Source organism: Williamsia sp. R60 (assembly GCF_054063855.1).
Genome location: NZ_JBSSGR010000004.1, coordinates 63361 through 89032 on the forward strand (window position 1 = coordinate 63361; position 25672 = coordinate 89032).

The 25672-nt window shown below is 64.5% G+C and carries 24 protein-coding genes and 1 tRNA gene; 21 read left to right on the forward strand and 4 right to left on the reverse strand.

What is annotated here, in order from left to right:
• Positions 1-182: 182 nt before the first annotated feature.
• The 13 genes from ACVWY6_RS19200 to ACVWY6_RS19260 all read left to right on the forward strand — a co-directional run bounded on the left by ACVWY6_RS19200 (position 183) and on the right by ACVWY6_RS19260 (position 8707).
• Positions 183-371 carry a helix-turn-helix domain-containing protein gene (locus ACVWY6_RS19200; protein WP_457540289.1) on the forward strand — a complete coding sequence of 63 codons (189 nt, stop codon included), beginning with the start codon at positions 183-185 and terminating at the stop codon, positions 369-371.
• Between the two features lie 99 nt (positions 372-470).
• Positions 471-1730, forward strand: a complete 1260-nt coding sequence (locus ACVWY6_RS19205) for a helicase RepA family protein (RefSeq protein WP_457540291.1) — start codon at positions 471-473, stop codon at positions 1728-1730.
• Positions 1731-1973: 243 nt separating this feature from the next.
• Positions 1974-2207, forward strand: coding sequence for a hypothetical protein (locus ACVWY6_RS19210; protein WP_457540293.1), 234 nt, complete (start codon positions 1974-1976; stop codon positions 2205-2207).
• A 285-nt stretch (positions 2208-2492) separates the two neighbouring features.
• Positions 2493-2759, forward strand: coding sequence for a hypothetical protein (locus ACVWY6_RS19215; RefSeq protein ID WP_457540295.1), 267 nt, complete (start codon positions 2493-2495; stop codon positions 2757-2759).
• Complete coding sequence (locus ACVWY6_RS19220) at positions 2725-3288, forward strand: HNH endonuclease signature motif containing protein (RefSeq protein WP_457540297.1); 564 nt, start codon at positions 2725-2727, stop codon at positions 3286-3288. Before ACVWY6_RS19215 ends, ACVWY6_RS19220 begins: the two co-directional genes overlap by 35 nt.
• Positions 3285-4760: a terminase large subunit domain-containing protein gene (locus ACVWY6_RS19225; RefSeq protein ID WP_457540299.1), complete on the forward strand. Its 1476-nt coding sequence runs from the start codon at positions 3285-3287 to the stop codon at positions 4758-4760. Before ACVWY6_RS19220 ends, ACVWY6_RS19225 begins: the two co-directional genes overlap by 4 nt.
• 12 nt (positions 4761-4772) lie before the next feature.
• Positions 4773-6128, forward strand: a complete 1356-nt coding sequence (locus tag ACVWY6_RS19230) for a phage portal protein (RefSeq protein WP_457540301.1) — start codon at positions 4773-4775, stop codon at positions 6126-6128.
• Entirely contained in the window at positions 6125-6643 is a 519-nt protein-coding gene (locus ACVWY6_RS19235; protein ID WP_457540303.1) for a hypothetical protein, read from the forward strand. Before ACVWY6_RS19230 ends, ACVWY6_RS19235 begins: the two co-directional genes overlap by 4 nt.
• A gap of 14 nt (positions 6644-6657) precedes the next feature.
• The gene (locus tag ACVWY6_RS19240; protein WP_457540305.1) at positions 6658-6816 is read left to right on the forward strand and encodes a hypothetical protein; all 159 of its coding nucleotides are present in this window, start codon (positions 6658-6660) and stop codon (positions 6814-6816) included.
• 9 nt (positions 6817-6825) lie between these two features.
• Positions 6826-7002: a hypothetical protein gene (locus ACVWY6_RS19245; protein WP_457540307.1), complete on the forward strand. Its 177-nt coding sequence runs from the start codon at positions 6826-6828 to the stop codon at positions 7000-7002.
• Between the two features lie 137 nt (positions 7003-7139).
• Positions 7140-7970: a phage major capsid protein gene (locus tag ACVWY6_RS19250; RefSeq protein WP_457540309.1), complete on the forward strand. Its 831-nt coding sequence runs from the start codon at positions 7140-7142 to the stop codon at positions 7968-7970.
• Positions 7971-8051: 81 nt separating this feature from the next.
• Positions 8052-8390 (forward strand): hypothetical protein, encoded by a 339-nt coding sequence (locus ACVWY6_RS19255; protein WP_457540311.1) that lies wholly within the window; start codon positions 8052-8054, stop codon positions 8388-8390.
• A gap of 11 nt (positions 8391-8401) precedes the next feature.
• Complete coding sequence (locus tag ACVWY6_RS19260; RefSeq protein ID WP_457540313.1) at positions 8402-8707, forward strand: hypothetical protein; 306 nt, start codon at positions 8402-8404, stop codon at positions 8705-8707.
• A gap of 123 nt (positions 8708-8830) precedes the next feature.
• Here ACVWY6_RS19260 and ACVWY6_RS19265 read toward each other — a convergent pair.
• Positions 8831-8904: transfer RNA gene (locus ACVWY6_RS19265), tRNA-Arg, on the reverse strand.
• A gap of 89 nt (positions 8905-8993) precedes the next feature.
• On the opposite strand from ACVWY6_RS19265, the gene ACVWY6_RS19270 reads away from it, so the two are divergent.
• From ACVWY6_RS19270 to ACVWY6_RS19290, 5 genes are all read left to right on the forward strand, one after another.
• Positions 8994-11120, forward strand: a complete 2127-nt coding sequence (locus tag ACVWY6_RS19270; protein WP_457540314.1) for a cytochrome c oxidase assembly protein — start codon at positions 8994-8996, stop codon at positions 11118-11120.
• Positions 11121-11261: 141 nt separating this feature from the next.
• Positions 11262-11705: a single-stranded DNA-binding protein gene (locus ACVWY6_RS19275; RefSeq protein ID WP_062798492.1), complete on the forward strand. Its 444-nt coding sequence runs from the start codon at positions 11262-11264 to the stop codon at positions 11703-11705.
• A 157-nt stretch (positions 11706-11862) separates the two neighbouring features.
• Positions 11863-13536, forward strand: coding sequence for an energy-dependent translational throttle protein EttA (ettA, locus tag ACVWY6_RS19280; protein ID WP_030163760.1), 1674 nt, complete (start codon positions 11863-11865; stop codon positions 13534-13536).
• 52 nt (positions 13537-13588) lie between these two features.
• On the forward strand, positions 13589-18436 hold the full coding sequence (locus ACVWY6_RS19285) for an NAD-glutamate dehydrogenase (RefSeq protein WP_457540317.1): 4848 nt from the start codon (positions 13589-13591) through the stop codon (positions 18434-18436).
• Positions 18436-19128: a hypothetical protein gene (locus ACVWY6_RS19290; protein WP_030163757.1), complete on the forward strand. Its 693-nt coding sequence runs from the start codon at positions 18436-18438 to the stop codon at positions 19126-19128. Before ACVWY6_RS19285 ends, ACVWY6_RS19290 begins: the two co-directional genes overlap by 1 nt.
• 15 nt (positions 19129-19143) lie before the next feature.
• Here the strand turns inward: ACVWY6_RS19290 and ACVWY6_RS19295 are convergent, their stop codons facing one another.
• Both ACVWY6_RS19295 and ACVWY6_RS19300 read right to left on the reverse strand, forming a co-directional pair.
• A complete protein-coding gene (locus tag ACVWY6_RS19295) occupies positions 19144-20727 on the reverse strand; it encodes a glycoside hydrolase family 13 protein (RefSeq protein ID WP_457541146.1) in 1584 nt (527 codons plus the stop codon).
• A gap of 129 nt (positions 20728-20856) precedes the next feature.
• Positions 20857-21309: a globin gene (locus tag ACVWY6_RS19300; protein ID WP_051721101.1), complete on the reverse strand. Its 453-nt coding sequence runs from the start codon at positions 21307-21309 to the stop codon at positions 20857-20859.
• Positions 21310-21463: 154 nt separating this feature from the next.
• Between ACVWY6_RS19300 and ACVWY6_RS19305 the strand changes: the two genes are divergently transcribed.
• The 3 genes from ACVWY6_RS19305 to ACVWY6_RS19315 all read left to right on the forward strand — a co-directional run bounded on the left by ACVWY6_RS19305 (position 21464) and on the right by ACVWY6_RS19315 (position 22940).
• On the forward strand, positions 21464-22135 hold the full coding sequence (locus tag ACVWY6_RS19305; protein ID WP_030163752.1) for an HNH endonuclease: 672 nt from the start codon (positions 21464-21466) through the stop codon (positions 22133-22135).
• 93 nt (positions 22136-22228) lie between these two features.
• The gene (gene ctaJ / locus ACVWY6_RS19310; RefSeq protein ID WP_023960425.1) at positions 22229-22480 is read left to right on the forward strand and encodes an aa3-type cytochrome oxidase subunit CtaJ; all 252 of its coding nucleotides are present in this window, start codon (positions 22229-22231) and stop codon (positions 22478-22480) included.
• Positions 22467-22940 (forward strand): DUF5130 family protein, encoded by a 474-nt coding sequence (locus ACVWY6_RS19315; RefSeq protein WP_030163749.1) that lies wholly within the window; start codon positions 22467-22469, stop codon positions 22938-22940. The genes ctaJ and ACVWY6_RS19315 overlap by 14 nt, the downstream gene beginning before the upstream one ends.
• Positions 22941-23027: 87 nt before the next feature.
• Here the strand turns inward: ACVWY6_RS19315 and pepN are convergent, their stop codons facing one another.
• Complete coding sequence (gene pepN / locus ACVWY6_RS19320) at positions 23028-25595, reverse strand: aminopeptidase N (RefSeq protein WP_457540321.1); 2568 nt, start codon at positions 25593-25595, stop codon at positions 23028-23030.
• Between the last annotated feature and the right edge of the window lie 77 nt (positions 25596-25672).

Sequence of the window (25672 nt, forward strand, 5' to 3'; positions counted from 1 at the left end):
GCAGGTGTTGCATAAGTGGACATGGCGGCCTAGAGTTCCCTTCATCGCTTTCCGCGATTGGGCTGGAAGCCTCGGAGAAGACAAGGTTCACCGCAGCGCAGCGCCATAGAATGGCCCAGGGCAACCCTTGGGGCCACGGAGTGATTCCTACACCACTTTCGTGATCCCAGGAGTTCCTAACCATGGCCGCAAAATCGCGCGCTCGCACTCACTACCTTTCCCTCCAGGACATTGCCGACGAACTCGGCATCTCCGATCGCACCGTCCGCCGGTGGGTGGCCTCCGGCCAACTCAAGGCCGTTCGCCCATCTCCCCGTGTGATCCGCGTCGAAGCCTCCGAGCTGGACCGGTTCCTCGCCTCGGCCGCGTGACCCGTTCTGACACCAACCCGAGAGATTCAATTCCTCAATGTCAGAACGGATTTAAAAGTTGACTAACTCATTCGCAACCCTCACCCGGGCGGTGGGCCGATGACCGCCGACAACATCGTGGAGATGACGCCGGAGCGGCGCGCAGCCTACGAGAAGACCGCAGCCAACCATGCGAACCGGTACGCGGAGAAACAGGAGCGCAACCGGCGGGCCGCCAAACGGACGATTGACGCCGAGGAGCGGGCCGCCGAGGCAGCCGGAGTTGCCGAGCGTATCGAATCCCTCTGGTTGGAGCGTGATGATCTAGACAACCTTCCAGGCCCCGAGCCGCTCCTGGGAACGCTCCTGTTCCGTAAGTCGCTGGTGGTCCTGGCCGGTGCTCCCGGTAGCTTCAAATCCTTTGTGGCCCTTGACTGGGCGGCATCGGTGGCCACGGGAAAACCGTGGCAGGGTCACGCGTCCGAGCGGGGAACGGTCCTCTATCTGGTCGGTGAGGGTGACGCCGGATTCCCCAAGCGGATCCGGGCCTGGGAGTTGGCGCACAACAAGGGGGCAAAGGCCCCAATCAAGTCGTTCCCCAGGCCGATGGCGCTCCACAAACCGGAGGATCCCGAGACCAAGGGAATGGTGGCCTCCATCGTCCGGCGGACACCGGACCTGGTGGTGATCGACACCCTGGCGCGCTACACGCCTGGGATGAACGAGAACTCGGCCGAGGACATGGGCCGGTTCATCCAGGTGGCCAGCAGGATCAAGGACGAGACCGGCGCGTGTGTGCTGGTCATCCACCACACCACCAAGGACGGTGGCGTGGAGCGCGGCTCCTCGGCCCTACGGGGTGCCTCGGACGGCCTCCTCATGATGGAGACCCCGAACAAGTCCCGCCGCACGGTCACGCTGGTGGTGGACCGGGCCAAAGACGAGGCATCCGGCGGGCCGGGGATCAAGCTGGCCCTGGAGCGGGTAGAGACCCCGAAGGGCTCATCCCTGGTCATTCCGCGGGTGGATCCGTTCTCCATCGGCGTGACCCCCGAGCCCCCAGCGTCGATGCCAACGGCCAAGTCCTCCACCAAAATCAAGGTCCTGTGGAACCTCTACGTCCATATGCGTGAGACCTCAAACGGGTGGACCGAGGCCCAGATCCGGGCATTGGTCAAGGACTCACCGCTCAACCTTGGCAAAAGCGAGAGGCAGCGGTGGTCCGAGGCCTGGGGAGCGATCACCAAGGACAACCACGTCATCCAGGCCGCCGGATCCAGGTGGGAGTTGGACACGGTCTTGGTCGAAAACGAACTCGGATTCAATGCCGAGGCCGAGACCTATTACCGCCGATACGTGCTCGAAGAGAATGCCTCCTGAGGCCGTCCGGATGGCCCGTCCGGGTCTGTCCGGTGTGATCTGGACCACACCGTCCGGATGTCCTGTCCGGATCTTGTCCGGCCTGTCCGGGTTGGGCTGTTTATCCAGGCCAGAGCGATTTCCAGCCCGGACAGACCCCGGACAGAGGTCATTGTGTCCGCCTTGGTGTCCGGGTCGGTGTCTTTAGCACCGACAAGGCGGACGGACCCCAAAAACAACACAGAAAACACACCCACCAACCCGATGAAGGAGGACACCCCGTTGAACGCGATCAAGGAGTCCATCCACATGACCATCAAACGAATACGGGCCTCGGTAACCAACACGGGCGGCTTCGGCCCCCGCGTCCAGTCCCGTGAGACATCCAAGGCATCGACGGCCCGCCAGCTCGGTGTTACCAAACCCAAACCCACGACCAAACGAGGTAAGGCATTGGCCGCCGAGATCATCGCCGAGGAGGCCCGTCGTGGAGCGTGACGTGGTCGCACTACTGGAATGGATCATCCGCGGTACCAACGATCTACGCGGGGCCGCGTGTACCGCGTGCCCGGACTTGTTCAACACCGCCATCCCCTCACCGTTCCTGGGCCACACCAATGCCAGCCGGTGGGCCTTGGTTCAGGCCACGTGCAAAACGTGCCCAGCAAGGGCCGCCTGTTGGGCCTGGGCGGCCCAGACACCCAACTCCGGGGCCAGTGGACCAACGGCCGCAACCCTCATCAATCCGTTCGGCCCACCGAGAAACAGGAAGAGGACAGCAGCATGAACCGACTCACGACCGACGACATGAGGGACGCGGTGGCATTCATGCGTGCCACCGCCATCGGTGACCAGGAGGGCCGTATGGCCATCGCCCGCAACTGTGACCCGGCGCGGATGGTGGACTGTCTCGCATCGTTCGCGCTCGGACTGGCATCGGAGGCCGTGGAGGGTGGACCGGCCGAGTGGCTGGACATGCTCACCGCCAACGTCGATGTCATCGCGGGCATGGTCGATGAGGGCAAAGGGGGTGATCCCTGTGCCACTTAGACCATGTACCGAGTGCGGTGAACCCCATGAGGGGACCGGACGATGTGACCCGTGCCGACGTGCGGCCGACACCGCACGCGAGAGACCAGCCTCCCGTGCCCATCAGGGAACCGCTCGGTGGACTCGGCTCTCCACCCGGCTCCGGGCGTTGGCCCCGTTCTGCGAGACGTGCGGATCCACCAAGTCCCTGGAGGTGGACCACATCCTCCCGGTGCTGGAGTTCCCTGAGCTGGTCTACGTGATGGAGAACCTCCGGGTCCTGTGCCGGGTGTGCAACCGGTCCCGTGGGCATCGGTGGACCGACGCCGAGGCATGGATGATCCTCCAGCGGCTCCAGGAGGCCTACGACCGCACGCGCCGGTCCACGTACCGCCACGCACTCCTGGCCGCCGAGCGTGCCGTCCAGCCCCAGGGGGGACACCCCCTTGACCTGCCACGACAGCCTCGGCAGGTAGCCGCAATACGCGTTACACACCGCGGAGCTTCATCTCAGATTGTGAGACACTCGGATCAGGAGGTGGGAACGTGAAGGCTGGACCGAAGGCCGCGGTGGACGAGACCGCGCTACCGTTCCGATCCCGCAAGACCGGCGCGGCACGGTTCGCCGCGTTCACCGCCAAGTTCATCAAGACCCCAAAGGGTACGGGGGCCTTGAAGCAAATGAGGTTGCGCCAGTGGCAGATTGAGCTAGTGGCCTCGGTGCTGGACCCCGTGATCCAACCCCGTACGGCCGGGTGGATGCTCCCCCGCGGGCAAGGCAAGTCCACCCTGGTGGCGGCCCTGGGTCTCTATGACCTGTTCTGCGGTCCCGAGGGTGCGGTGGTGTGCGTTGTCGCGGTAGATGAGCGCCAGGCCGGGATCGTGTTCAACATCGCTCGGCGAATGGTGGAGCTGGACCCCGAGCTGTCGGCCCGATGCCAGGTGTTCAAGGAGAAGCTGGTCATTCCCGGACGGGATGCTCAATTCCATTGCCTACCGGCCGAACCCAAGCGTCTGGAGGGTTTGGACTACACCCTGGCCATCCTGGATGAGGGTGGCGTGGTGAGCCGTGATTCGTATGAGGTCCTCACCTTGGCCCAGGGCAAGCGGGAGAAATCGTCTCTGGTGGTCATCGGGACACCCGGACCCAACCCCCACGACAATGTCCTGGCCGACCTGCGGCAGTACGCGGCCGAGCATCCCGAGGACTCCTCCCTTGCGTGGAGGGAGTTCTCCGCCGATGAGTTCATCGACCACCCCGTGGACTGTCGGCACTGCTGGCGACTGGCCAACCCGGCCCTCGGGGACTACCTCCATGAGGACGCGCTGGTGGCATTGCTGCCACCCAAAACCCGTGAGGCCACGTTCCGGCGCGCCCGGTTGTGTCAGTTCGCCTCGGAGACCGATGGCGAGTTCCTGCCCAGGAACGTGTGGGACGGGCTCTCTACGGGCCTGGGAGTCCCAGACGGGGCCGAGGTGGTCCTATCCCTGGACGGGTCGTTCTCCGACGACACCACCGCGGTCCTGGTGGGCACCGTGTCCGCCGATCCCCACTTTGACGTGGTCGATGTGTGGGAACGGCCGGCCGGGGATGAGTCCTACCGGATCCCAGTGGCCGAGGTAGAGGAGACCATCCGCCAGGCCTGTAAGCGGTGGAAGGTCCTGGAGATCATCGCCGACCCGTTCCGCTGGACTAGGACCCTCCAGGCCTTGGAAGCCGAGGGTCTGCCCATCGTGGAGTTCCCACACTCCCCGTCCCGGCTGACCGCTGCGACCGGGGACCTCTACTCCGCGGCCACCAACTCCCGAATGAGCCACTCCGGGGATCCGCGGCTCTCGGCCCACATCTCGGCCGCGGTGATCGTGGAGGACGGCCGCGGGATGAGGTTGGCCAAGGCCTCCCGGCGTCGGAACGCCCGCAAGATCGACCTGGCCGCGTGCCTGGTTATGGCCCATAGTCGCGCCACCTGGCGCGCAACTCGTAAACCCAAGCGTCGCCGGGTGAGATCCTTTGCGGCATAAGGAGATAGAACAGTGACAAACGAACCATCGAACCACGAACTGGACCAGGCCCTCAATGTGAGGGCTCCCGCCCTCTACCGGCTCGGCCAGTATTACGCCGGAGAACAACCACTCGCGTACCTCTCACCCGAGGCCCGCAAGTCCATCGGCCAGCGATTCGACAGGATCGCGGTCAACCTTCCCCGGCTGGCCGTCCAGGCCATCGCGGAACGGCTTCGGGTCACCGGGTTCACCGACGCGGACGGCAAGCGGGACGCGGACCTCTGGGCGGCCTGGGTGCGGTCCGACCTGGACCAGACATCCCCCGCGGCCCATCGTGAGGCCTTGGCCATGGGCGGGTCGGCCGTGATCGTCTGGGCCAACGCGGCTGGTAAGGCGGTGGCATCGGTGGAGTCCGGCCGCCAGGTGGCCGTCTACCGGGACGCTGGGAGCGGTGAGACCCTGGCCGCCATCAAGAGGTGGACCGAACTCAAACCCGATGGGACCGAGGGACAGACCCGATGGGTGGTGTACCGACCGGATCGGATCGAGCACCTCATTGGCGACGGTGCGAGCGTCACGGCGGCCCGCGTCACCCAGACGGTGGACAACCCGCTCCTGGCCGTCCCGGTCGTGCCCTTGTCCAACGCGGACCGGCCGATGGACGCGTTCGGGATCTCGGAGTTCATCGACCTCATCCCGGTGGTCGATGGCCTCAACAAAATCACCGCGGACATGCTCACGGCATCCGAATACGGGGCCAGGCCTCGGCGGTGGGCAACCGGTCTGGAACTGGAGGAGCGGCCGGTCACCGACGATGACGGCAACCCGGTCCTGGACGATGAGGGGGAGCCAGTCGTGGAGGCGGTCAACCCGATCTCCGAGACCTCCCGCCTCATGGTCAATGAGGCCGCCGAGGGCAAGTTCGGCCAGCTCCCCGGCGCGGATCTCGGTGGATACGACACCGCCGTGTCGGTGTTGCTCCAGCAGGCCTCGGCGGTCTCGGGTCTCCCCGGCCATTACCTGGGGATCAACGCCTCGGTCCCGGCGTCGGCCGACGCCATCCGGGCCGCGGAGGCTGCTCTCACGGCCCGCGCCGAGGCCCGCCAGGCCGTATTCGGGCGGGCCTGGGAGCAGGTCGGCCGGTTGATCCTGGCCGTGGAAAAGGGCGGAGAGGTCACCGACTACACACCCCGCGTCCAGTGGGCCGACCCCTCAACCCGGTCGGCCGCGGCCGAGGCCGACGCCATCACCAAGTTGCACGCGGCCGGGATCATCACCACCGCCGAGGCCCGGACCCGGCTGGGCATCGACAACCCCGAGGCCGGTCCGACATCGGCCCCGGCATCAACCAACACCCCCGCCCTCAAGGAGGCACCAGCAGCATGACCACCATCGACACGGACAAAGAGACCCCCGAGACCCCGGAAACACCCGCGCCGGATGTACCCGAGGCCCCCGAAACGCCGACCCAGGAGGACCCAAACGTCACTGTGACGGATACCCCCGAGGGTTCAGATCCCCAGGGAGACACCGGACCCGCGGCATCGGAGACCCCAGAGGCATCGGAGGAGCCCGCCGGAGACCCCGACACATTTGACCGCGCCTACGTAGCGGGCCTCCGCAAGGAGTCCGCCGGATACCGGACACAACTCCGGGAGGTCCAGGAGCAACTCCACCGGGCCATGGTGGAGAAGTCCGGCGCGCTGGCCGACCCAGCGGATCTGCCTTTCGACGCGGACCACCTCCAGGATCCCGAGGCCCTCACCGCGGCCATTCAGGAACTTCTGGCCGCCAAGCCACACCTCAAAGCGCGTCGATTTGTCGGGGACGTAGGGCAAGGTAATCGTGAGTCCGCAACCGCGGGCGTCGATCTGCTCGGCATCCTGCGAAGCCGAGCGTGAAGTAGGAGCGAAACGTGGCAGAGAACGACGACGACAAGATTCGGGCAAAGTGGGAGACCGCGGTAAAGCATGTCCTGGACAAGCTTGCAGCGGAGAGCGCCGCAAGCCGGGTCAAGGAGCTGGCGGAGGCGTACTCCCTGCTCGCCGCTTCTCCTGCGCGATACGACGACTGAGGTGGCGAGTTGAAACCGATCAAGCACCACATCCCGGACGAAGGTCACGTGACGATCGAGGCGATTGATTCTGTGAACCGCCGTATTGAGCGCGGGGACGCTGACGCAGACGTAATTCACAGTGCGCTGACATCGCTCTTTGGAATTGTCGGCCAACTCGAAGCGGCGCGGCGCAAGGAAAGCTGACCGGACAATTGCTACACCGGGCCTTATCTCATATAGTGGGATGAGGCCCGGTGCCGTTTTCTGCTCCATCCGCTAGGTGAGCCAGGTGCTCCAGACGCGAATCCCTTTGATTCCCTCAATGTCTGGAGACAATTCTCATGGTTGAAACAACCGCTACCAATGGCGCGCTCCTCAAGGAACAGGTAGCCAGCCTCCTGGTCCAGCCTCTGGAGGCGGCCTCGGTCGTCCTGGCCGCTGGCCCGAAGATCTTTGACTCCTCGGAGCCGCTGCGCATCCCCCGCGTGAACGCCGGAACCGGCGTCGGTTGGGTCGGTGAGTCCCAGTTGATCCCCGAGGCCGATGTGTCGTTCGGGGAGATCACCCTCATGCCGTCCACCCTCAAGTCGATTAAGACCCTCATTCGATTCTCGAACGAGCTGGCCCGCCAGTCCGTCGTTGGCCTGGACGCAGTACTCCGGCAACGTCTGGTCACCGACGTGGCGAACAAGCTGGACGACGCCCTCCTCGAGGGTGACGGAGCCTCCAACACCGTCCGGGGCCTCATCAACCAAACCGGGGTCTCCACCGCGGTCCTGGACACCGATGAACCGGACAGCCTCCTGGACGCCATGGCCGTGGCCGCCAGCCATGAGGTGACACCCACCCACTGGTTCATCTCCGGCGCGGACTACTACGCCCTGTCCAAGATCAAGGACGCGGACGGCCGCTACCTCATCCAGCCGGACCTCACCGCCGAGGGCAAGAAGACCCTGTTCGGTACCCAGGTGGTGGTCACCAACAAACTGGCGACCGGCAAGGCGGCCCTGGTCGATATGACCAACGTGGCCGTGGTTCGGGATCTCCAGCCCTCGGTCACCGTCCTGTCCGAGCGTTACGCGGACTATGACGAACAGGCCATCCGCGTGGTCACCCGCTACGACCTCGGTCTGCTCCACCCCGAGGCCGTCACGGTCCTCACTGCGGCCTGATAGGTCCCCCAATCGTGGCCGATGCCCTTGAGTTTCCAGTCAACTCTCAAGGGCATCGGCCGCCCCTCGTAGGAGGCCGAGATGGCAGCACCATTTGAGACCCCGGTTACCGGGCCAGATCTGGTCAAGTGGCTTGGGCAACCGACAACCGACACCGAACTCCTGGCCCAGGCCGTCCAGGCCATCACCATGGCCACGTCCATGGTGGCCGCGTACACCCGAGATCGACACCTGGCGTCGGTGGCCGGGAAGTTCCAGCCGGGTATCAACGCTGTGGTCTTGATGGCCTCGGCGAGGATGCTGGCCAACCCCGAGGGCCTCAAGTACGCCACCGGTGTGGTCACATTCAATGAATCGTTCCAGGGGTTCACCCTGGCCGAGCGGATGACCTTGGACCGCTACCGCCGTAAGGCCGCGTAATGCCGCGGCTCATGTTGCGAGACACGGTGACCCTCAAGGTCGGCGGTGGCTATGACGAGAACGGGTCACCGATCCCGACCACCAACGTCAACATCCGGGCCGAGATCGCTCCCGTGTCTGGTGATGTCCAGTTCCAACGCGCACGTGACACTAAGACCACCACGTTCCGGCTCATCTGTCGGGATGATCGGATTGGGTCCGTCTCCACGGTGGTGTGGCGAACGGTCACGTACACCCTGGAGGGCAAGGCCATGCCGTACCGGATCGGCGGCCGGACACATCACTGGGAGGTGTCGATGTCCAGCACAGTCGGATGATCGCACTACTTGGCCGAGGCCTCGGAAAGGTGCTCACGCACCTGACCGGGGCCTTTGTAGTGGACAAATTGCACGGAACTTGCACGGCTCGGGCTTGAAAGCCTGTGACCTGCACAAACTAGGTGCCCCCGGCAGGACTCGAACCTGCGACCTAGAGATTAGAAGGCTCTTGCTCTATCCACCTGAGCTACGGAGGCGTGCCGACTTGTCGGCGCAGGCGAGTATATCGGCCGGTGCAATCGCGGGCGGACGCAGCTCACACCCGCGTGGTGCCTACCCTGGTGGGATGAGTACGACTACAGCCGATTCGATCGACATCCGCCGCAGCGGGGCGGCGAGCATCGGCTGGGTTCTGTCCTGGGTCGCGGCGGCTGTGGCCATCGCGGTCACGGCCATCTCGGCGAGCGTTGTGCTCGATCTGGCCGGAGTCGGTGATCCCGGCGCCCTGACCCGGTACGGGCTGCCCACCGTCCAGACGATCGGGGAGGTCGGCGCCGTCGTGGCTGTGGGCGGCACGCTGTTCGCGGCGTTCTTCGTCCCCCCGCAATCGGATGGGGTACTGGACGTCGGCGGCTACCGAGCCATCCGATTCGCCGCGGTCGGGGCCCTGGTGTGGGCGATCGCCGCATTGCTGATGATCCCGCTCACCGTGTCGGACACCTCGGGTTTCCCGCTGTCGGAAACGATGTCCATCGACCGTTTGATCACCGCGCTCGACCAGATCGCCGATGCCCGTTCCTGGCTCTGGACCGCGATCTTCGCGTTGATCTGCGCCGTCGTAGCCCGCATCGCCCTGCGCTGGACCTGGACGCTGATCGCATTGCCGCTGGCTCTGCTGACACTCATGCCCACCGCTCTTGCCGGGCACTCGTCAACCGGCGGCAGCCACGACTACGCCACCAACAGTCTCATCCTGCACATCGTGGGTGCCTGTCTGTGGATGGGTGGACTCTTCGCGGTCCTCGTCTATGCGCGCGGAGGCGGTCGCCACACGGCCCTGGCAGTCCGGCGATACTCGCGCATCGCGTTCTGGTGTTTTGTTGTCGTCGGTGCCAGCGGAGTGATCAATGCGTTGATCCGAGTGCACCTCGACCAGTTGTTCACCGAGACATACGGCCAACTCGTTGTGGCGAAGACCGTCGCGCTGGTTGTACTCGGCGGCTTCGGGGCCTGGCACCGACGCCACACGATCTCGACATTGTCGGCGACGGAGAACCGGACACCCTTGATCCGGTTCGCCCTGGCCGAGTTGTTCGTCTTTGCGGCGACCTTCGGCCTCGCGGTCGGACTGTCGCGCACGCCGCCACCGGCCAACGTCAACCCGGCCGATATGCCGGCCACCGAATTGATCCTGGGCTACCGACTGGATGAAGCGCCGACCATCGGGCGGATATTCGTCGACTGGCGCTTCGATCTGCTGTTCGGCACGCTCGCCATCGTCATGGCGGTTGTGTACCTGCGAGGGGTGTACCGGCTGCGCAAACGTGGCGATGCGTGGCCTATCGGTCGCACAATCGCCTGGATGCTGGGGTGCGCCGCATTCCTCTTCGCCACGTCGTCGGGCCTCGGAAAATATGCGCCGGCGCTGTTCAGCGTCCACATGGTGGCGCACATGATGTTGTCGATGCTGGTGCCGGTGCTATTGGTTCTCGGCGGCCCGGTGACACTGGCGTTGCGCGCCATACCGCCCGCGGGCAGGACTGCTCCTCCGGGGCCGCGCGAGTGGATTCTCGCCGTCCTGCACAGCCCGTACTCGCGGTTCCTCACCCACCCGCTGGTCGCGTCGGTGCTGTTCGTCGGCAGCTACTACGTGCTGTATCTCGGCGGCCTGTTCGAGATGCTGGCCGAATATCACGCAGCGCACGTGGCGATGAACTTGCACTTCCTGGTCAGTGGCTACCTCTTCTACTGGGTGGTCATCGGCATCGACCCGTCGCCGAGGACCCTGTCACCGGTGGCAAAACTCGCCATGGTCTTCGGGTCGCTCCCGTTCCACGCCTTCTTCGGTGTCGCCCTGATGAGCACCGATAACGTCATCGCACGGTCGTATTACAACAGCCTTCTGCTGCCGTGGAATCCCGATCTGCTGAGTGACCAGCGGCTTGGTGGGGGCATCGCCTGGGCGGCCGGCGAGATACCGCTGGTGCTGGTGATGTTGGCGCTGCTGGTGCAGTGGAGCCGACAGGACCAACGTCAGGCGACTCGGTTCGACCGACGGGAAGATCGCGACCACGATTCGGAGTTGGCGAGCTACAACGCGATGCTCGCCCAGCTGGCCGGTCAGCCAGGTGGGCCGGGTCAGGCCGGGGCGAAGGCGACAAACGCAGTAGCGGACGACCACGACGTCGAGACGGACGGCGACGAGGTTGTCGACGTGGACGCGAGCGAGACAGGTCCTGGCGCCCGTAAGTGACGTTTTTTGCGCCGGTTGTCCACAGCACTGAAATGGTCCACAGGTAGGTGCTCGAGACCCACTGACGTGTCCGCTCGATGGCACATGCTGAACCCACAGAGATCCGCGCCGTTCTTCGGCGCACATCATGAGGGGGAGAACATGTACGAGACCTACACCACCGTGATCGGGACCGCGATCACGAACCCACGTCGCCGACAGACCGCGGCCGGCGAAGATGTGCTGTCGTTCCGGATGGTGTGCAACCCCAGACGCGTTGACAAACGAAGTGGCGAATGGGTGGACGGGCCCGCGTTGTACCTGACTGTCAGTTGCTGGCGCCGACTCATCGACGGGGTCGCGCCGGTGGTCGCCAAAGGCCGGCCGATCATCGCGCACGGTCAGCTCAAGACAAATGAATACGTGTCAGAAAACGGCGAACGGCGGTCGGACCTGGAAATGACCGCAACGGCGGTCGGGCTCGATCTGACCCGCTGCCGGGTCGCGTACGAGGGATCGTCAAGGGTGACGAGATCCACCGATGCGCCCCAGACCGGGGTGACCGCGCCGACAACAGGCGATTCGGGCGAGGCGGCTGCGGCTTGAGCTGCCTCGGTGCCGCGCAGTACGCCGAGAAGGGTCGCCGCGACCGACCGGAGATCACCGACCCACTACGCTGGTGATGTTGCGGACGGCCTTCTCGGCGGCCGACCGGCGAGAAACCGCGGTGGACACCTGCGAGCACAGTGAGAGAGGCCAGAGCGTGCCAGAATTTATCTACACAATGAAGAAGGTGCGTAAAGCGCACGGCGACAAGGTGATTCTCGATGACGTCACCATGTCCTTCTACCCAGGCGCCAAGATCGGTGTGGTCGGGCCCAACGGCGCCGGCAAGTCGTCGATCCTGAAGATCATGGCGGGCATCGATCAACCGTCCAATGGCGAGGCGTTCCTCGATCCCAATGCGACCGTCGGCATCCTCATGCAGGAGCCCAAGCTCAACGAAGAGAAGACGGTTCGGCAGAACGTCGAAGAAGGCATGGGCCTGATCAAGGAGCAGCTCGACCGCTTCAACGAGATCGCCGAGCTCATGGCCACCGACTACTCCGACGAGCTCATGGAAGAAATGGGCAAGCTGCAGGAGGCGCTCGACCACGGCGATGCGTGGGACCTCGACTCCCAGCTCGAGCAGGCGATGGACGCACTGCGGTGCCCGCCGGCCGACGAGCCGGTCACCCATCTGTCCGGTGGTGAGCGTCGCCGCGTCGCGCTGTGCAAGCTGCTGCTGCAAAAACCCGACCTGCTGCTCCTCGACGAGCCGACCAACCACCTCGACGCAGAGAGTGTGCTCTGGCTCGAGCAGTACCTGGCGGCGTACCACGGCGCCGTCTTGGCCGTCACCCACGACCGGTACTTCCTCGATCACGTTGCGCAGTGGATCTGTGAGGTCGACCGCGGCAAGCTGCACCCCTACGAGGGCAACTACTCCACCTACTTGGAGAAGAAGGCCGAGCGTCTCGAGGTCCAGGGCAAGAAGGACCAGAAGCTCCAACGCCGCCTCAAGGAGGAACTCGCCTGGGTGCGGTCGGGCTCCAAGGCGCGCCAGACCAAGAACAAGGCCCGTCTCGGCCGTTACGAAGAGATGGCTGCCGAGGCCGACAAGATGCGCAAGCTCGACTTCGAAGAGATCCAGATCCCGACCCCGCCGCGCCTCGGTGACGTAGTGGTCGAGGTCAAGAACCTCGACAAGGGCTTCGACGGCCGCGTGCTGATCAAGGACCTGTCGTTCACGCTGCCGCGCAACGGAATCGTCGGCGTCATCGGCCCCAACGGTGTCGGTAAGACAACTCTGTTCAAGACGATCGTCGGACTCGAAGAACCCGATTCCGGCATCGTCAAGGTCGGCGAGACGGTCAAACTGAGCTACGTCGACCAGAACCGCTCGAACATCGATCCGAAAAAGAACGTGTGGGAGGTCGTGTCCGAAGGACAGGATTTCATCACCGTCGGCCAGAACGAGATGCCCTCGCGCGCCTATGTCAGTGCATTCGGCTTCAAGGGTCCTGATCAGCAGAAGAAGGCAGAAGTGCTCTCCGGTGGTGAGCGCAACCGTCTGAACCTGGCCCTGACTCTCAAAGAGGGCGGCAACCTGATCCTGCTCGACGAGCCGACGAACGACCTCGACGTGGAGACGCTCGGTTCGCTGGAAAACGCACTCGAGCTGTTCCCGGGTTGTGCGGTGGTCATCTCGCACGACCGGTGGTTCCTCGACCGCACCTGTACCCACATCCTGGCGTGGGAAGGCAACGTCGAAGAAGGCAAGTGGTTCTGGTTCGAAGGCAACTTCGAGGCCTACGAGGCGAACAAGATCGAGCGCCTCGGCGCGGACGCGGCCCGACCGCATTCGGTCACCCACCGAAAGTTGACGCGCGACTAGAGTTGTTTCATCGCCCACCGCGGTATCCGCAGAACTCCGAGAGTGACGGCTCATGACCGGATCAACGAAAACGGACCTGGCGGATTCGCGGGGCGACGATTCCTCGGGAGCGATCAAAGCGCTTCTGCCGCAGGCTGTGGCCGCCTATTTCCACGGGCCGGGCAGTGTCGACGAGACCACGTGGGACGAGCTGGGGCCGGAGCAACGGTCCCAGCTCAGCGCCCACGTGACCATCGCCTACACGCGGGCGGACGGCGTTGCGGTCACCGACGTCGCGTTCGACGGCAGCGCGGTGTCGGTGTCGATGGTCACCGATGACATGCCGTTGCTGGTCGAATCGGTGGTCGCAGCACTCGAGGCCTCAGGACTGATGGTGGTCCGCATCGACCATCCGATCATGCTCGTCGTCCGCGACGACCGCGGCGAGCTGCGAGAGATAGTCGATTCCGACAAGCCCAGCGACACGGTCCGAACCGGCCAGCAGGTCGAATCGTGGATCCATGTCGATGCCGTTCCACGGGTGTCGCCCATCGACATCGATGTGGTGAGAACCGAACTCGACACCGTGATCGCCCGCATCGCCGATGTGCACGACGACCGCGCGCCGATGCTCGATCTGCTGACCGGGCTGGCCGACACCTACTCGTCCTATCTGACGACAACCCTTCCCGACGGGCTCGACCGGGGTGCGGGAGAAGATTTCGCGCGTCTGTTGCGGTGGTTGGCGGAGAACAACTTCACCCCGTTCGGTTACCTGCATTGCGACGGGGCGGGGCCCGATCGCACGCCGCTCCGATCCTCGGGCCTCGGCGTATGGCGCACCGCAGAGGTCGAGCACAAGGCGACCCAGGGGGCGGGTGCAGTCACCGTTCAGCAGCTGTACCTCCCGACGCGCATCCAGCGATCCAACTTTCCGAGTTTGATCCAGATCGACGACTACGACGACTACGACGACAACGGCCACCGTGTCGGCGAGCACGTCTTCGTAGGCAGGTTCACGCCCACCGCATTACACGAGAACATCTTCGACATCCCCGTGTTGGACACCAAGGTGGGTGAGGTGCTGGCGGCCGCCGAGGTCGAGGCCGAGTCGTACACCGGTATGGCGATGCTCGAACTCCTGCAGACGTTCCCGCGGTCAGAGCTGTTCTCCCTGCAGGCCGGCGAGCTCGCCCGAACACTCACCGAAGTGCTCGAGGCGGTCCCCAATCGCCAGCTTCGGGTGTTCCTGCGTCCGGACCCGGCTGGCGAGATCGTCTCTGCCCTGGTCTATCTGCCGAGAGACCGTTACACCACGCGGTTACGTGAGACATTGCAGAACGAGCTGCTGAGTGAGTTGGGCGGCGACGCACTGGAATACACGGCAAGGGTCAGCGAATCGCCCTTGGCTCTTCTACATGTGGCGATGCGCATCTCCTCGCCCGCGTGCGCCGAGCTAGGGGATTTGGCCGTCGGATCACCGGGTCAGGTGGCCATCCAGGACAGACTCATCGCAGCTGCGCGAGGCTGGGATGAACGGCTGAGGCAGGTGGCGGCCAACAGCTCCGGAGTCGCCGGCCCGGAGGTGGTCGCGTTTTACGCCGCAACCCTTCCTGACAGTTACAAGGACATCCGGGCCCCGTCGGAGGCCTATACCGATATCGATGTGGTGCAGGGCCTCGACGACGGAGCGTTCGAGGTGCGGCTGCACCGTCCGGTCGGCGAAAGCGCTGAATCCGCGGAAAAGAGCCCGGCGCAACAACATTGGCGGTTCGCCTTCTATCTGTGCGGCCGGTCGGCGACCCTTACCGAGGTGTTGCCCGTGCTACACAGCCTCGGCGTCAACGTTCTCGACGAACGGCCGTATGAACTACGACGTCCTGACGGCCAGACGTGCCACATCTACGAGTTCAGTCTTTCGCTCGCCGAGGGTATGGCGGTCGACGAACAGACCACCGACGACGTCGAACATCGGTTCACCGACGCATTCGCACAGATCTGGCGCGGCGATGCCGAGGTGGACGACTTCAACGAACTCGTGTTCCGCTGCGGCCTGACATGGCGTGAAGCGGCAGTGTTGCGTGCCTACTCCAAATATCTGCGTCAGTGCGGTTCGTCCTACAGCAACAATCACGTTGCGTCGGTTCTGGGCGCACACCCGGCGATCACCAAGGCGCTCGTCGAGTTGTTCGCGGCGTCGTTCGATCCCGACACAGCTGACGATGACCGGCGGTCAGAGGTGCTCGACAGTCTGTCGGCCGACGTCGGGTCGATCATCAGCCTCGACGTCGATCGCATCATCAGTGCCTACATCTCGGTGATCTCGGCGACCGTGCGTACCAATTACTACGTCGCCGCTGAACATGGTTCTACGCGGAATGTCCTCGCTTTCAAGTTGCGTCCCAGAGACATTCCGCAGACGCCGGAACCACGTCCGCTGTATGAGATCTACGTCTACTCTCCCCGGGTGGAGGGCGTCCACCTGAGATTCGGGTCGGTGGCTCGCGGCGGATTGCGTTGGTCGGATCGGCGTGAGGACTTCCGGACCGAGATCCTCGGGTTGGTCAAGGCGCAGGCAGTGAAGAACGCGGTCATCGTGCCGGTTGGTTCCAAAGGCGGATTCGTGGTCAAGCGGCCGCCGTTACCGACGGGCGACCCCACCGCGGATCGGGACGCCTACCGTGCAGAAGGAGTGGAGTGCTACCGCCACTTCATCTCAGGACTGCTCGACCTCACCGACAACATCGACCAGAAATCGGGGGACGTCACCGCGCCCACCCGGGTGGTACGCCGCGACGACGACGATCCCTACCTGGTGGTGGCCGCGGACAAGGGCACCGCCACGTTCTCCGACATCGCCAACGATGTTGCGGGGCAATACGGTTTCTGGCTCGGGGACGCGTTCGCCTCCGGCGGTTCGGCCGGATATGACCACAAGGCGATGGGCATCACGGCCAGAGGCGCCTGGGAGGCGGTCAAACGTCACTTCCGAGAGATGGGCGTCGACACCCAGACCGAGGACTTCACGGTGGTGGGCATCGGCGACATGAGCGGCGATGTCTTCGGTAACGGCATGTTGCTGTCAGGGCACATTCGATTGACCGCGGCGTTCGACCACCGTCACATCTTCATCGATCCAGACCCCGATGCGGCGAAGTCGTTCGCCGAACGGCAGCGGTTGTTCGAACTGCCGCGTTCGTCGTGGGCCGATTACAACACCGAGTTGATCAGCGAAGGTGGCGGCGTGTGGTCGCGCGACCGCAAGTCCATCGATATCAGCCCTCAGATCGCGAGGGCCCTGGGAGTGCCCGAAGACGTCTCGACGCTCTCGCCCCCGGAGCTGATCCGCGCCATCTTGCTCGCTCCCGCCGATCTGCTGTGGAACGGCGGCATCGGAACGTATGTGAAGGCCAGCACCCAGTCGCATGAAGCGGTGGGCGACAAGGCGAACGACGCGATCCGCGTGGACGGGAACGAGCTGCGCGTCAAGGTCGTCGGCGAGGGCGGCAACCTCGGAGTCACCGAACTGGGCCGCATCGAGTTCGATCTGAGCGGTGGACGCATCAACACCGATGCGATGGACAATTCGGCCGGCGTCGATTGCTCCGATCACGAGGTGAACATCAAGATCCTGCTCGACTCCCAGGTGTCGGCCGGTGAATTGGCTGCTGAGGATCGAAACCCGTTGCTGGAGTCCATGACCGAAGAAGTCGGCGACCTCGTGCTGGCCGACAACGTGTCACAGAACGCCGAGCTGGGGACCAGTCGATCGCAGGCGGCCGAGTCGGCCGAGGTCTACGCGAGGTTGCTCAAGGAGCTCGCCGGCCGTGGGGTCAACCTGAAGCTCGAGGCCCTCCCTCGCCCGGCCGAGCTGATCAAGCGCGGTGAGTCCACCGGGCGTCACGGCCTGACGTCGCCGGAGCTTGCGACGTTGATGGCGCACGTGAAGTTGGCGCTCAAGTCCGACATGCTCGACGGTGACCTGCCGGACAATGACGTCTTCTCACCGCGTCTGATGACGTATTTCCCTGTGCCGCTGCGAGCGCGGTTCGCCGAAGGGATTGCCACCCACCCGCTGCGTCGCGAGATCGTCACGACGGCGGTGGTGAACGACCTCGTGGACAACGCGGGAATCACCCATGTGTTCCGTCTGTGTGAGGGGAGCGGATCCACGTCGCTCGACGTGGTGCGCTCATTTCAGGCGGTCACGCAGATATTCGGTTTGCACGGGTTGTGGCAGGACATCGCGTCGGCGCCCTGTTCTGTCCCGACCACCGACGCCATGATCACCTACGCGCGACGGCTGCTCTTTCGCGCGTCGCGCTGGATGATCGCCGGTCGGCCGCAACCTCTTGCGATGGCAGCCGAGGTGACGCGCTACGCCGCACTTGTCGCCGAACTGTCGCCCCAGTTGCCGGGTTGGCTTCGTGGCAGTTCCGCCGAGGGGGTCGAGCGTCGCGCCCAGCGCTTGCGCGACGACGGTGTGCCCGCCGAGATCGCCGAGGCCGTCGCCGTCAGCCTGCACCGGTTCTGCCTTCTCGACATCATCGACGCGGCCGAGATATCGGACCGAGAGCCTGCCGAGGTGGGGGAGTTGTACTTCGAGGTGATGGATCATCTCGGCGTCGAGGATCTGTTGACCGCGGTGTCCGACCTGGACCGCAAAGACCGCTGGCACTCCCTGGCCCGGCTGGCGTTGCGGGACGACCTGCACAGCACGCTGCGATCTCTCTGCCTGGTGATCCTGGACTCGGCCGAGCCCGACGAGTCACCTGCAGAAAAGATCGCCGACTGGGAACTCAGCAACTCCTCGCGCCTCGCCCGCGTGCGGACGACCCTGTCCGACATCGCCGAATTGGGCGAACTCGATCTCGCGACGCTGTCGGTGGCGGCTCGTCAGCTCAGGAGTTCGATCCGCTGATGGCGACGTTGACCCTGGCGGCCCGCGACCGCACCGATCTGGCCGTGTTCGCCGGCCGGGCTCTGCGCGCCGACGATGTCGCGGTTCTCCGCATCAAGAAGCGTCCCGATGGCCTGCTGGGAATCTGGGTGAACACCGGCTTCGATGTGTTGGCCACCCGGGTGGTCGCGGGATCCATCGAGGGTGACGACGCGGTCTGCGGCGCAACCGAATTGCGCACCGCGCTGAGGCGAGAGGCGGACAACCCGGAGACCGCGTCGGTCGACACCGGATTCCCTCTCGACAGCGCGTGGCGCGGTGCCCTGCCCGCCGTCGACGGATTCGTCCACGTCGATGACGTTCCGGCCCGGGTACTGATACAGCTCTCGCGTACCGGGGCGGAGGTGGCCCGCACCCAAGGCAGCGGCCATGGACCGCCGACCTCACTGCTCGACCAGCAAGTGCTCGACGTGACAGGGGAGACGACAGAGGAGGTCGTCAACGTATCGATGCGGTCGATCTTTGCGCTGACGGCAATGGGTTTCGTGCGGCAGGCCGACAACCACGACGTCACCGAGACGTCGGACCTCGAACTCATCGACGCCGACGAAGTTGTGCGAGTGCGTTGCACCCCGGTGTGGGCACGACTCGACGCCCGATTCGGGTCGGTCTATCAGCGGCGCACGATGGCGTTTTCGCTCCAGGTCAACTGAACCCGGCGGGTTGGCTCAGACCAGCCACGCCGCGGCGTTCGGTGGGAGCTTCCCGTCGACCAGGGGGCTGCTACTGAGCAGTAGTTCTCCGGGCGGTAGTCCGATCGGGTCCGGCCCAGCGTTGAGAGCACACACCAGCTTGCCGAGCGACCGGCGAAACGCCAGGCATCCGGGAGGCGCGCCGTACCATTCGATGCTCTCTCCGGCGAACTCTGGACGGGTTTTACGCAGTTCGATCGCCAGCCGGTAGAGCGACAGCGTCGACTCCAGATCTTCGAGTTGCGACTCGACGGTGAGGGTCGACCACTCCGGCGGGATCGGCAACCAGGTCTTGGTGTTGCTGGAGAACGCGAAGGGGGGTGTCTCGCCTTCCCATGGCAGGGGAATTCGACAGCCGTCTCGACCACGCTCGGTACGGCCGGAGCGTTCCCACACCGGATCCTGTAGCGCCTCATCCGGCAGCTCGGCATTCGGCAACCCGAGTTCGGCGCCGTTGTAGATGAATGCCGCACCCGGCAAGGCCAGCTCGACGAGGATCATCGCGCGTGCGCGGTCGAGCCCGGCGCGCGGATCGGTGTCGTCGGCGTACCTGGTGACCTCGCGCTCCACATCGTGGTTCGACAACGTCCAGGTGGGGGTGCCGGACACCGTTGCGACGGCTTCGAGGGAATGTTCGACGGCTTCGCGGATCTCCTCGGAATCGAAACCCACCTTTGCCAGGCGGAAGTTGAAGCCGAGGTGGAGTTCGTCGGGGCGCACGTACTCGGCGAATCGGGTGTTGTCCTTCACCCAGATCTCGCCGACGGTCATCGCATCGGGGTAGTCGTCTAGCACTCCGCGGATCCGGCGGTGGATGTCGTGCACACCGTCGTTGTTGAACCGCGGATCGTCGTCGTCGTTGGTGAGCAGGCCGAAAGCTTCGTGGTCCATGTCCGGGAGGCCGTCGGGTTTGGCCATGCCGTGTGCCACATCGATCCGGAATCCGTCCACTCCACGGTCGAGCCAGAACCGCAGCGTGCGCTCGAGATCGGCGAACACCTCTGGGTTGTCCCAGTTCAAATCGGGTTGTTCGGGTGCGAACAGATGCAGATACCACTGTCCGGGCTCGCCGTCGCGTCCGGTGGTGCGTGTCCATGCCGGGCCGCCGAAAACGCTGGGCCAGTTGTTGGGCGGCTCGTCGCCGTTCTCTCCCTTGCCGTCGCGGAAGATGTAGCGTTCGCGCGCCGGGCTCCCGGGCTCGGCGGAGAGGGCTTCGACGAACCAAGCGTGCTGGTCGCTGGTGTGATTGGGCACCAGATCCATGGTGATCTTGATGCCCCGCCCGTGTGCCTCGGCGATGAGCAGGTCGAGGGCTTCGAGACCGCCGAACAGCGGGTCGACATCGCGCGGATCGGACACGTCGTAGCCGTGGTCGGCCATCGGTGACTTCATGACGGGGCTCAGCCAGATGGCGTCGATGCCCAGCAGTTCGAGGTAGCCGAGCTTGTCGATGACACCGGCCAGATCGCCGACGCCGTCTCCGTTGTTGTCCGAGAACGAGCGCGGATAGATCTGGTAGAAAACCGCGTTCTGCCACCACAGTGGATAGTCCGACTGCACATGCTGCTGAACCTGGTGTGGCGCACCGGTTTCAGCGGCGGAAAGATCGTTCTTCTCGTCACTCACCCGCATCATCTTGCCTCACGATCGTTGTTTGCCCGCGATCACGGGGCCGCTCCGCGAGCCAGGTCAGATAGGTGTATTCACCATGGATTGAGCCGCCATCTCCATGTATTCGGTGAGCGCCTGCCGGTGAGGCGGGTCGAGCCGGGTGGAGTCGATGGAGGCGATGGCTGTGTGCATGCATCTGAGCCAGGCGTCCCGTTCGAGGGGGCCGACACGGAAGGGGTTGTGTCGCATCCGCAGCCGGGGATGCCCGCGCTCGTCGGAGTAGGTGCGGGGCCCGCCCCAGTATTGGATGAGGAACATACGCATTCGGCGTTCTGCCGGGCCCAGGTCTTCCTCGGGGTACAGGGGCCGGAGGATCTCGTCGGCTGCCACTTCCCGATAGAAGCGCGCCACGAGGTCGACGAACGTCTGCTCGCCGCCCACCGCGTCGTAGAACGTGCGGACCGGCTCCGTCTGCGTGGAACCGGCGTCGCCGGCCGGGTCCGTCTGCGATGAATCAGTCACGGGAACCATTGTTCCAGAGCCGGGCCCACACGCGCATATCCCGCGATACGCAGAGTTCACGCAAAAGACCAGCTGCAGCTGGTCTTATTGTCGTGCATTTCTGCCATATCCGTGTTGAACTGAATCGTTCCCATCGAGGTCGGTTGGTTGGCCGGGAGGTTAGATGTCGCGTACGAAGTCGCAGCGGGAAAAGGTCCACGCGGGGTCTGAACGCGTGCCCCATCACCCCGGTAACTCGTCTGTGACCACCTTGACGCCGGGGTCTCGCGGCACCTCGGTGGACGCCATCGGCGGGCCGCCTGCGCGGATGAACACACGGTGGGGAAAACACCGGGTACTCCTTCTCAATGCCACCTACGAACCCCTCGCGGCGATCTCGATACGCAGGGCGATAGTCCTGGTGCTGCGCGAACGGGCCGACGTCATCCACGAGGATGGTGCCGGCCCTCTCATTCATTCGGCAGAAATGGCGCTCGCGGTGCCGTCTGTGATCCGGCTCCGCAACTACGTGCGGGTGCCGTACCGGGCGGTGGTCCCGATGACCAGAGCAGCATTGATGCAGCGCGATCGATCACGCTGCGGCTATTGCGGCGGTAAGGCGGACACGATCGACCACGTCGTCCCCAGGAGCCGCGGGGGTACCCACACGTGGGACAACTGCGTCGCGTGCTGCGCGTCCTGTAACCACAAGAAGGCGGATCGGCTGCTCGGCGAACTCGGTTGGACCCTCAAGGCAACTCTGAGCGCACCCAAGGGGCGTCATTGGCGTCTTCTCGCCACCGTCAAGGACTTCGACCCCGCGTGGTCGCGGTACCTCGACTCGGGTGCTGCGTAAGAGTCCGACGCGCCACTGCGACCTCGGCGAGGCGTCCGGGAGCGGCGTCCGCTAAGTTCTCAGATGAAAGACGACTGCTGAAGGGCGGATGTGGTGGAAGACCTGATTGTGGCGATCGGTTTACCGGTCGTCATCCTCACTATTATCTCGGTTGTGCTGGTGGTCGGTGCGATGACCCTCACTTTTGGCGTCAAGTACCCGAAGGTGCAGCCCTACACGATCGACCAGAAGTGGGAGCACGAACCGCTGCTGTTCAGCGCCACCGACGTCACACCGGTTGCGCCCGGCTACCACGGGCATGGACATGACGATCTGATCGGAGGCTCGGCAAGTGGCAAGTGGTGAAATCGTAAGGGCGAACATCGACCCTGACACCCTCCCCATGGGTGCCACGGTGACCGGTAGCGGGCGCGTCTCGGCTGCCCGGTTCCCCGGCGCCGCACCGGCCACGCCGCCGTTTCGGCGTGACGAGCTGGTTGCGCTCGACGATGCATTGTCGGACGCCACGGATCGGACGGGCATCCGTTTCTCGATCTACATCGGTGACCTCGGACCCGACGCGTTCGCAGGCGCCTCGGCGGTGCTGCCGAGCGTGCCCGAACCCGAACACGCAGCGTTGATCGCGGTCTCGCCGAACACCAAGGATGTTGTGGTCATCTCGGGCCGGGAAGTCGCTCCGCGGCTCAACGACCGGGTTGCTCAGCTGGGCGTGACCGCCGCGATCGCAGGTATCCGCGCGGGCGATCTCGTCGACGGACTGATCTCGGCGGTCCGAGTCATCGCTTCGGCGGTCACCATCCGCTGATCTGATACCTACACAAGGGCGGGGCAACCACTGTGGTTGCCCCGCCCTTGTGATGTCTGGCCGTGTTGTCCGGCCTGTGTGACCGTCTCAGCTCTTGTCGAACTCCCGTGCGCGCAGGGCCCGGGCCACGGTGTCACGGCCTTCGGAGATCAGTCGACGCAGGGCCGGGGGATGGTCAGCGGACAGCAGCTCGTCGGCCAGTGCCAACCCGTTCTCGTCGGCGGCCCAGTTGGGGTACAGACCGACAACCACCGTCTGGGCTACCTCACTGGAGCGTCGCTGCCACACCTGTGGGACCGCGTCGAAGTACTTCTGGGTGTACAGCGCAAGCAACTCGCCCTGCCCCGGACGCACAAAGCCGGCGATCACGGACCGACCCAGAGTGTTCGAGAGGGTGTTGTCCTCGACCGCCTTGGACCAGGCGTCGGCCTTCGCCTCGGCGAGGGGACGGGCTGCCCGGGCCTTGGCAGCCTGCCGGCCGCCTGCCGAGGTGTTGTCTCGTTCGAGTTCTGCATCGATGACAGGTGTCGTCGACGGATCGGTGTCGATGGCACCGGCAGTCGCGAGGGCGTTCACGATGGACCAGCGCAGGTCGGTGTCGACGGTGAGACCGGGTAGCCCTTGATCGGCGGGGTCCGAATCGAGGAGCGACTGCACGATCTCTGCCTGTCCGGGCCCCAGGACGCCAGAGAGCAGCGTGTTGACGAAGGCCAATTGATGGTCAGAGCCCGGTTCGGCAGCGCGCGCGAGTTCCAGCAGCCGCGCGCTGAAACCCGGCCAGCCTTCCGACTTCGCCCAGTGCGGGTCCGCGTAGGCGTCGATCGCGGTCTGCGCCTGCAACAGGACTCGTTGCACCACACCGATTTCGGTCTCCGAGCCGATACCCTCCTGGACCAGGGCCACGAACTCGCGTGCTCGCATCTCTGCCTGGCGAGTCATCTCCCACGCTGCCGACCACACAAGTGTGCGCGGCATCGATTCACTGATGTCGCCCAATCGGCTGGTCGCCGTCGCCAGTGAGTCGGGATCCAGCCGCACCGAGCAGTACGTGAGGTCGTCGTCGTTGAGCAGGATCAGCCGGCCGCGATCAACGCCGATGAGGTCGTCGACCGCCGTGCGGCCACCCTCGACATCGAGTTCCACTCGCTTGGTCCGTACCAGCTTCCCGTCGACGTCGTCGTAAATGCCGACGGCCAGTCGGTGCGTGCGGGTCTCGCCGGCGCCCGGCGCGGCGCCATCCTGGATGATCTCGAAGCGGGTGAATGCGCCGGCGTCGTCGAGGTCGAAGTCGGGCCGCATCACGTTGATGCCGGTGGTCTTCAACCACTGCGATCCCCAGTCGGAAAGGTCACGGCCAGAAGACTTCTCGAGTGCCCCGAGAAGATCGCCGAACGTCGCGTTCCCGAACTTGTGGGCCTGGAAGTAGTCGCGGAGACCGGCGAGGAAGTGGTCGAGGCCGACGTACGCGACAAGCTGCTTGAGTACCGAAGCGCCTTTGGCGTAGGTGATTCCGTCGAAGTTCACCTCGACGGCGGCGATGTCGGGGATGTCGGCTGCCACCGGGTGTGTCGACGGCAACTGATCCTGTCGATACGCCCACGACTTCTCGACGTTGGCGAACGTGGTCCAGGCGTTCTTGTACTCGGTGGCCTCGGACTGGCACAGCACCGAAGCGAATGTCGCGAACGATTCGTTGAGCCACAGGTCATCCCACCACTGCATGGTGACGAGATCGCCGAACCACATGTGGGCCATCTCGTGCAGCACGGTCTCGGCGCGCCGCTCGTACAGATATTTCGTGACCTTCGAACGAAAGACATAGTCCTCGAGGAACGTGACCGCGCCCGCATTCTCCATCGCGCCCGCATTGAACTCGGGAACGAAGAGCTGGTCGTACTTGCCGAACGAATAAGGAATGCCGAAGTTCTTGTGATAGAACTCGAATCCTTGTTTGGTCTCGGTGAACAGTCGCTCGGAATCCATGAACTCGGCCAGCGACGATCGGCAGAAGATCCCGAGGTCGATGGTGCCGTGCTCATCGGTGTACGAGTCGGTCCACTGCGCGTAGGGACCCGCGATGAGAGCCACCAGGTATGTGCTCAGCAGGGGCGTCGTGGCGAAAGTGTGCTTGCCGGGCGCTGTCTCGGTTCCCGCGCCGTTGGAGATCACCTTCCAGTCCGCGGGCGCGGTCACCGTCACGTCGAACGTCGACTTCATGTCAGGCTGATCGAAGCACGCGAACATGCGTTTGGCGTCGGCCGTCTCGAACTGTGAGTAGAGGTATACGGAGTCGTCGGTGGGGTCGACGAATCGGTGCAAACCCTCACCGGTGTGTGAATAGACACAGTCGGCGACGACTTCGAGTGTGTTCTGTTCCGCCAGTTGGGGAAGCGCGATCCCGTCCTCTTCGGTGTAGGCCGACAGGTCCACCGACTCCCCGTTCAGGGTGGCACTGTGCACCTTCTCGGCGATGAGGTCGACAAATGACGACGACCCGGGTTCGGCCGAGAATGCGATGGTGACCGATGAACGGAACGTCTTCTCGCCCGGTTTGCCCGATCCGTCCGTGAGGTCGAGGTCGATCGCGTAGTTGGAGACCGAGATGTTCGCCGAGCGCTCGCTCGCAAGATCACGGGTCAAGTTTGGTGCCGCCACGTTGCCTCGCCTTTCCGATTGCCATTTGTGTACTCACCCACCGTATGGCCTGTCCGTGTGGGGACGCGCGACCACGT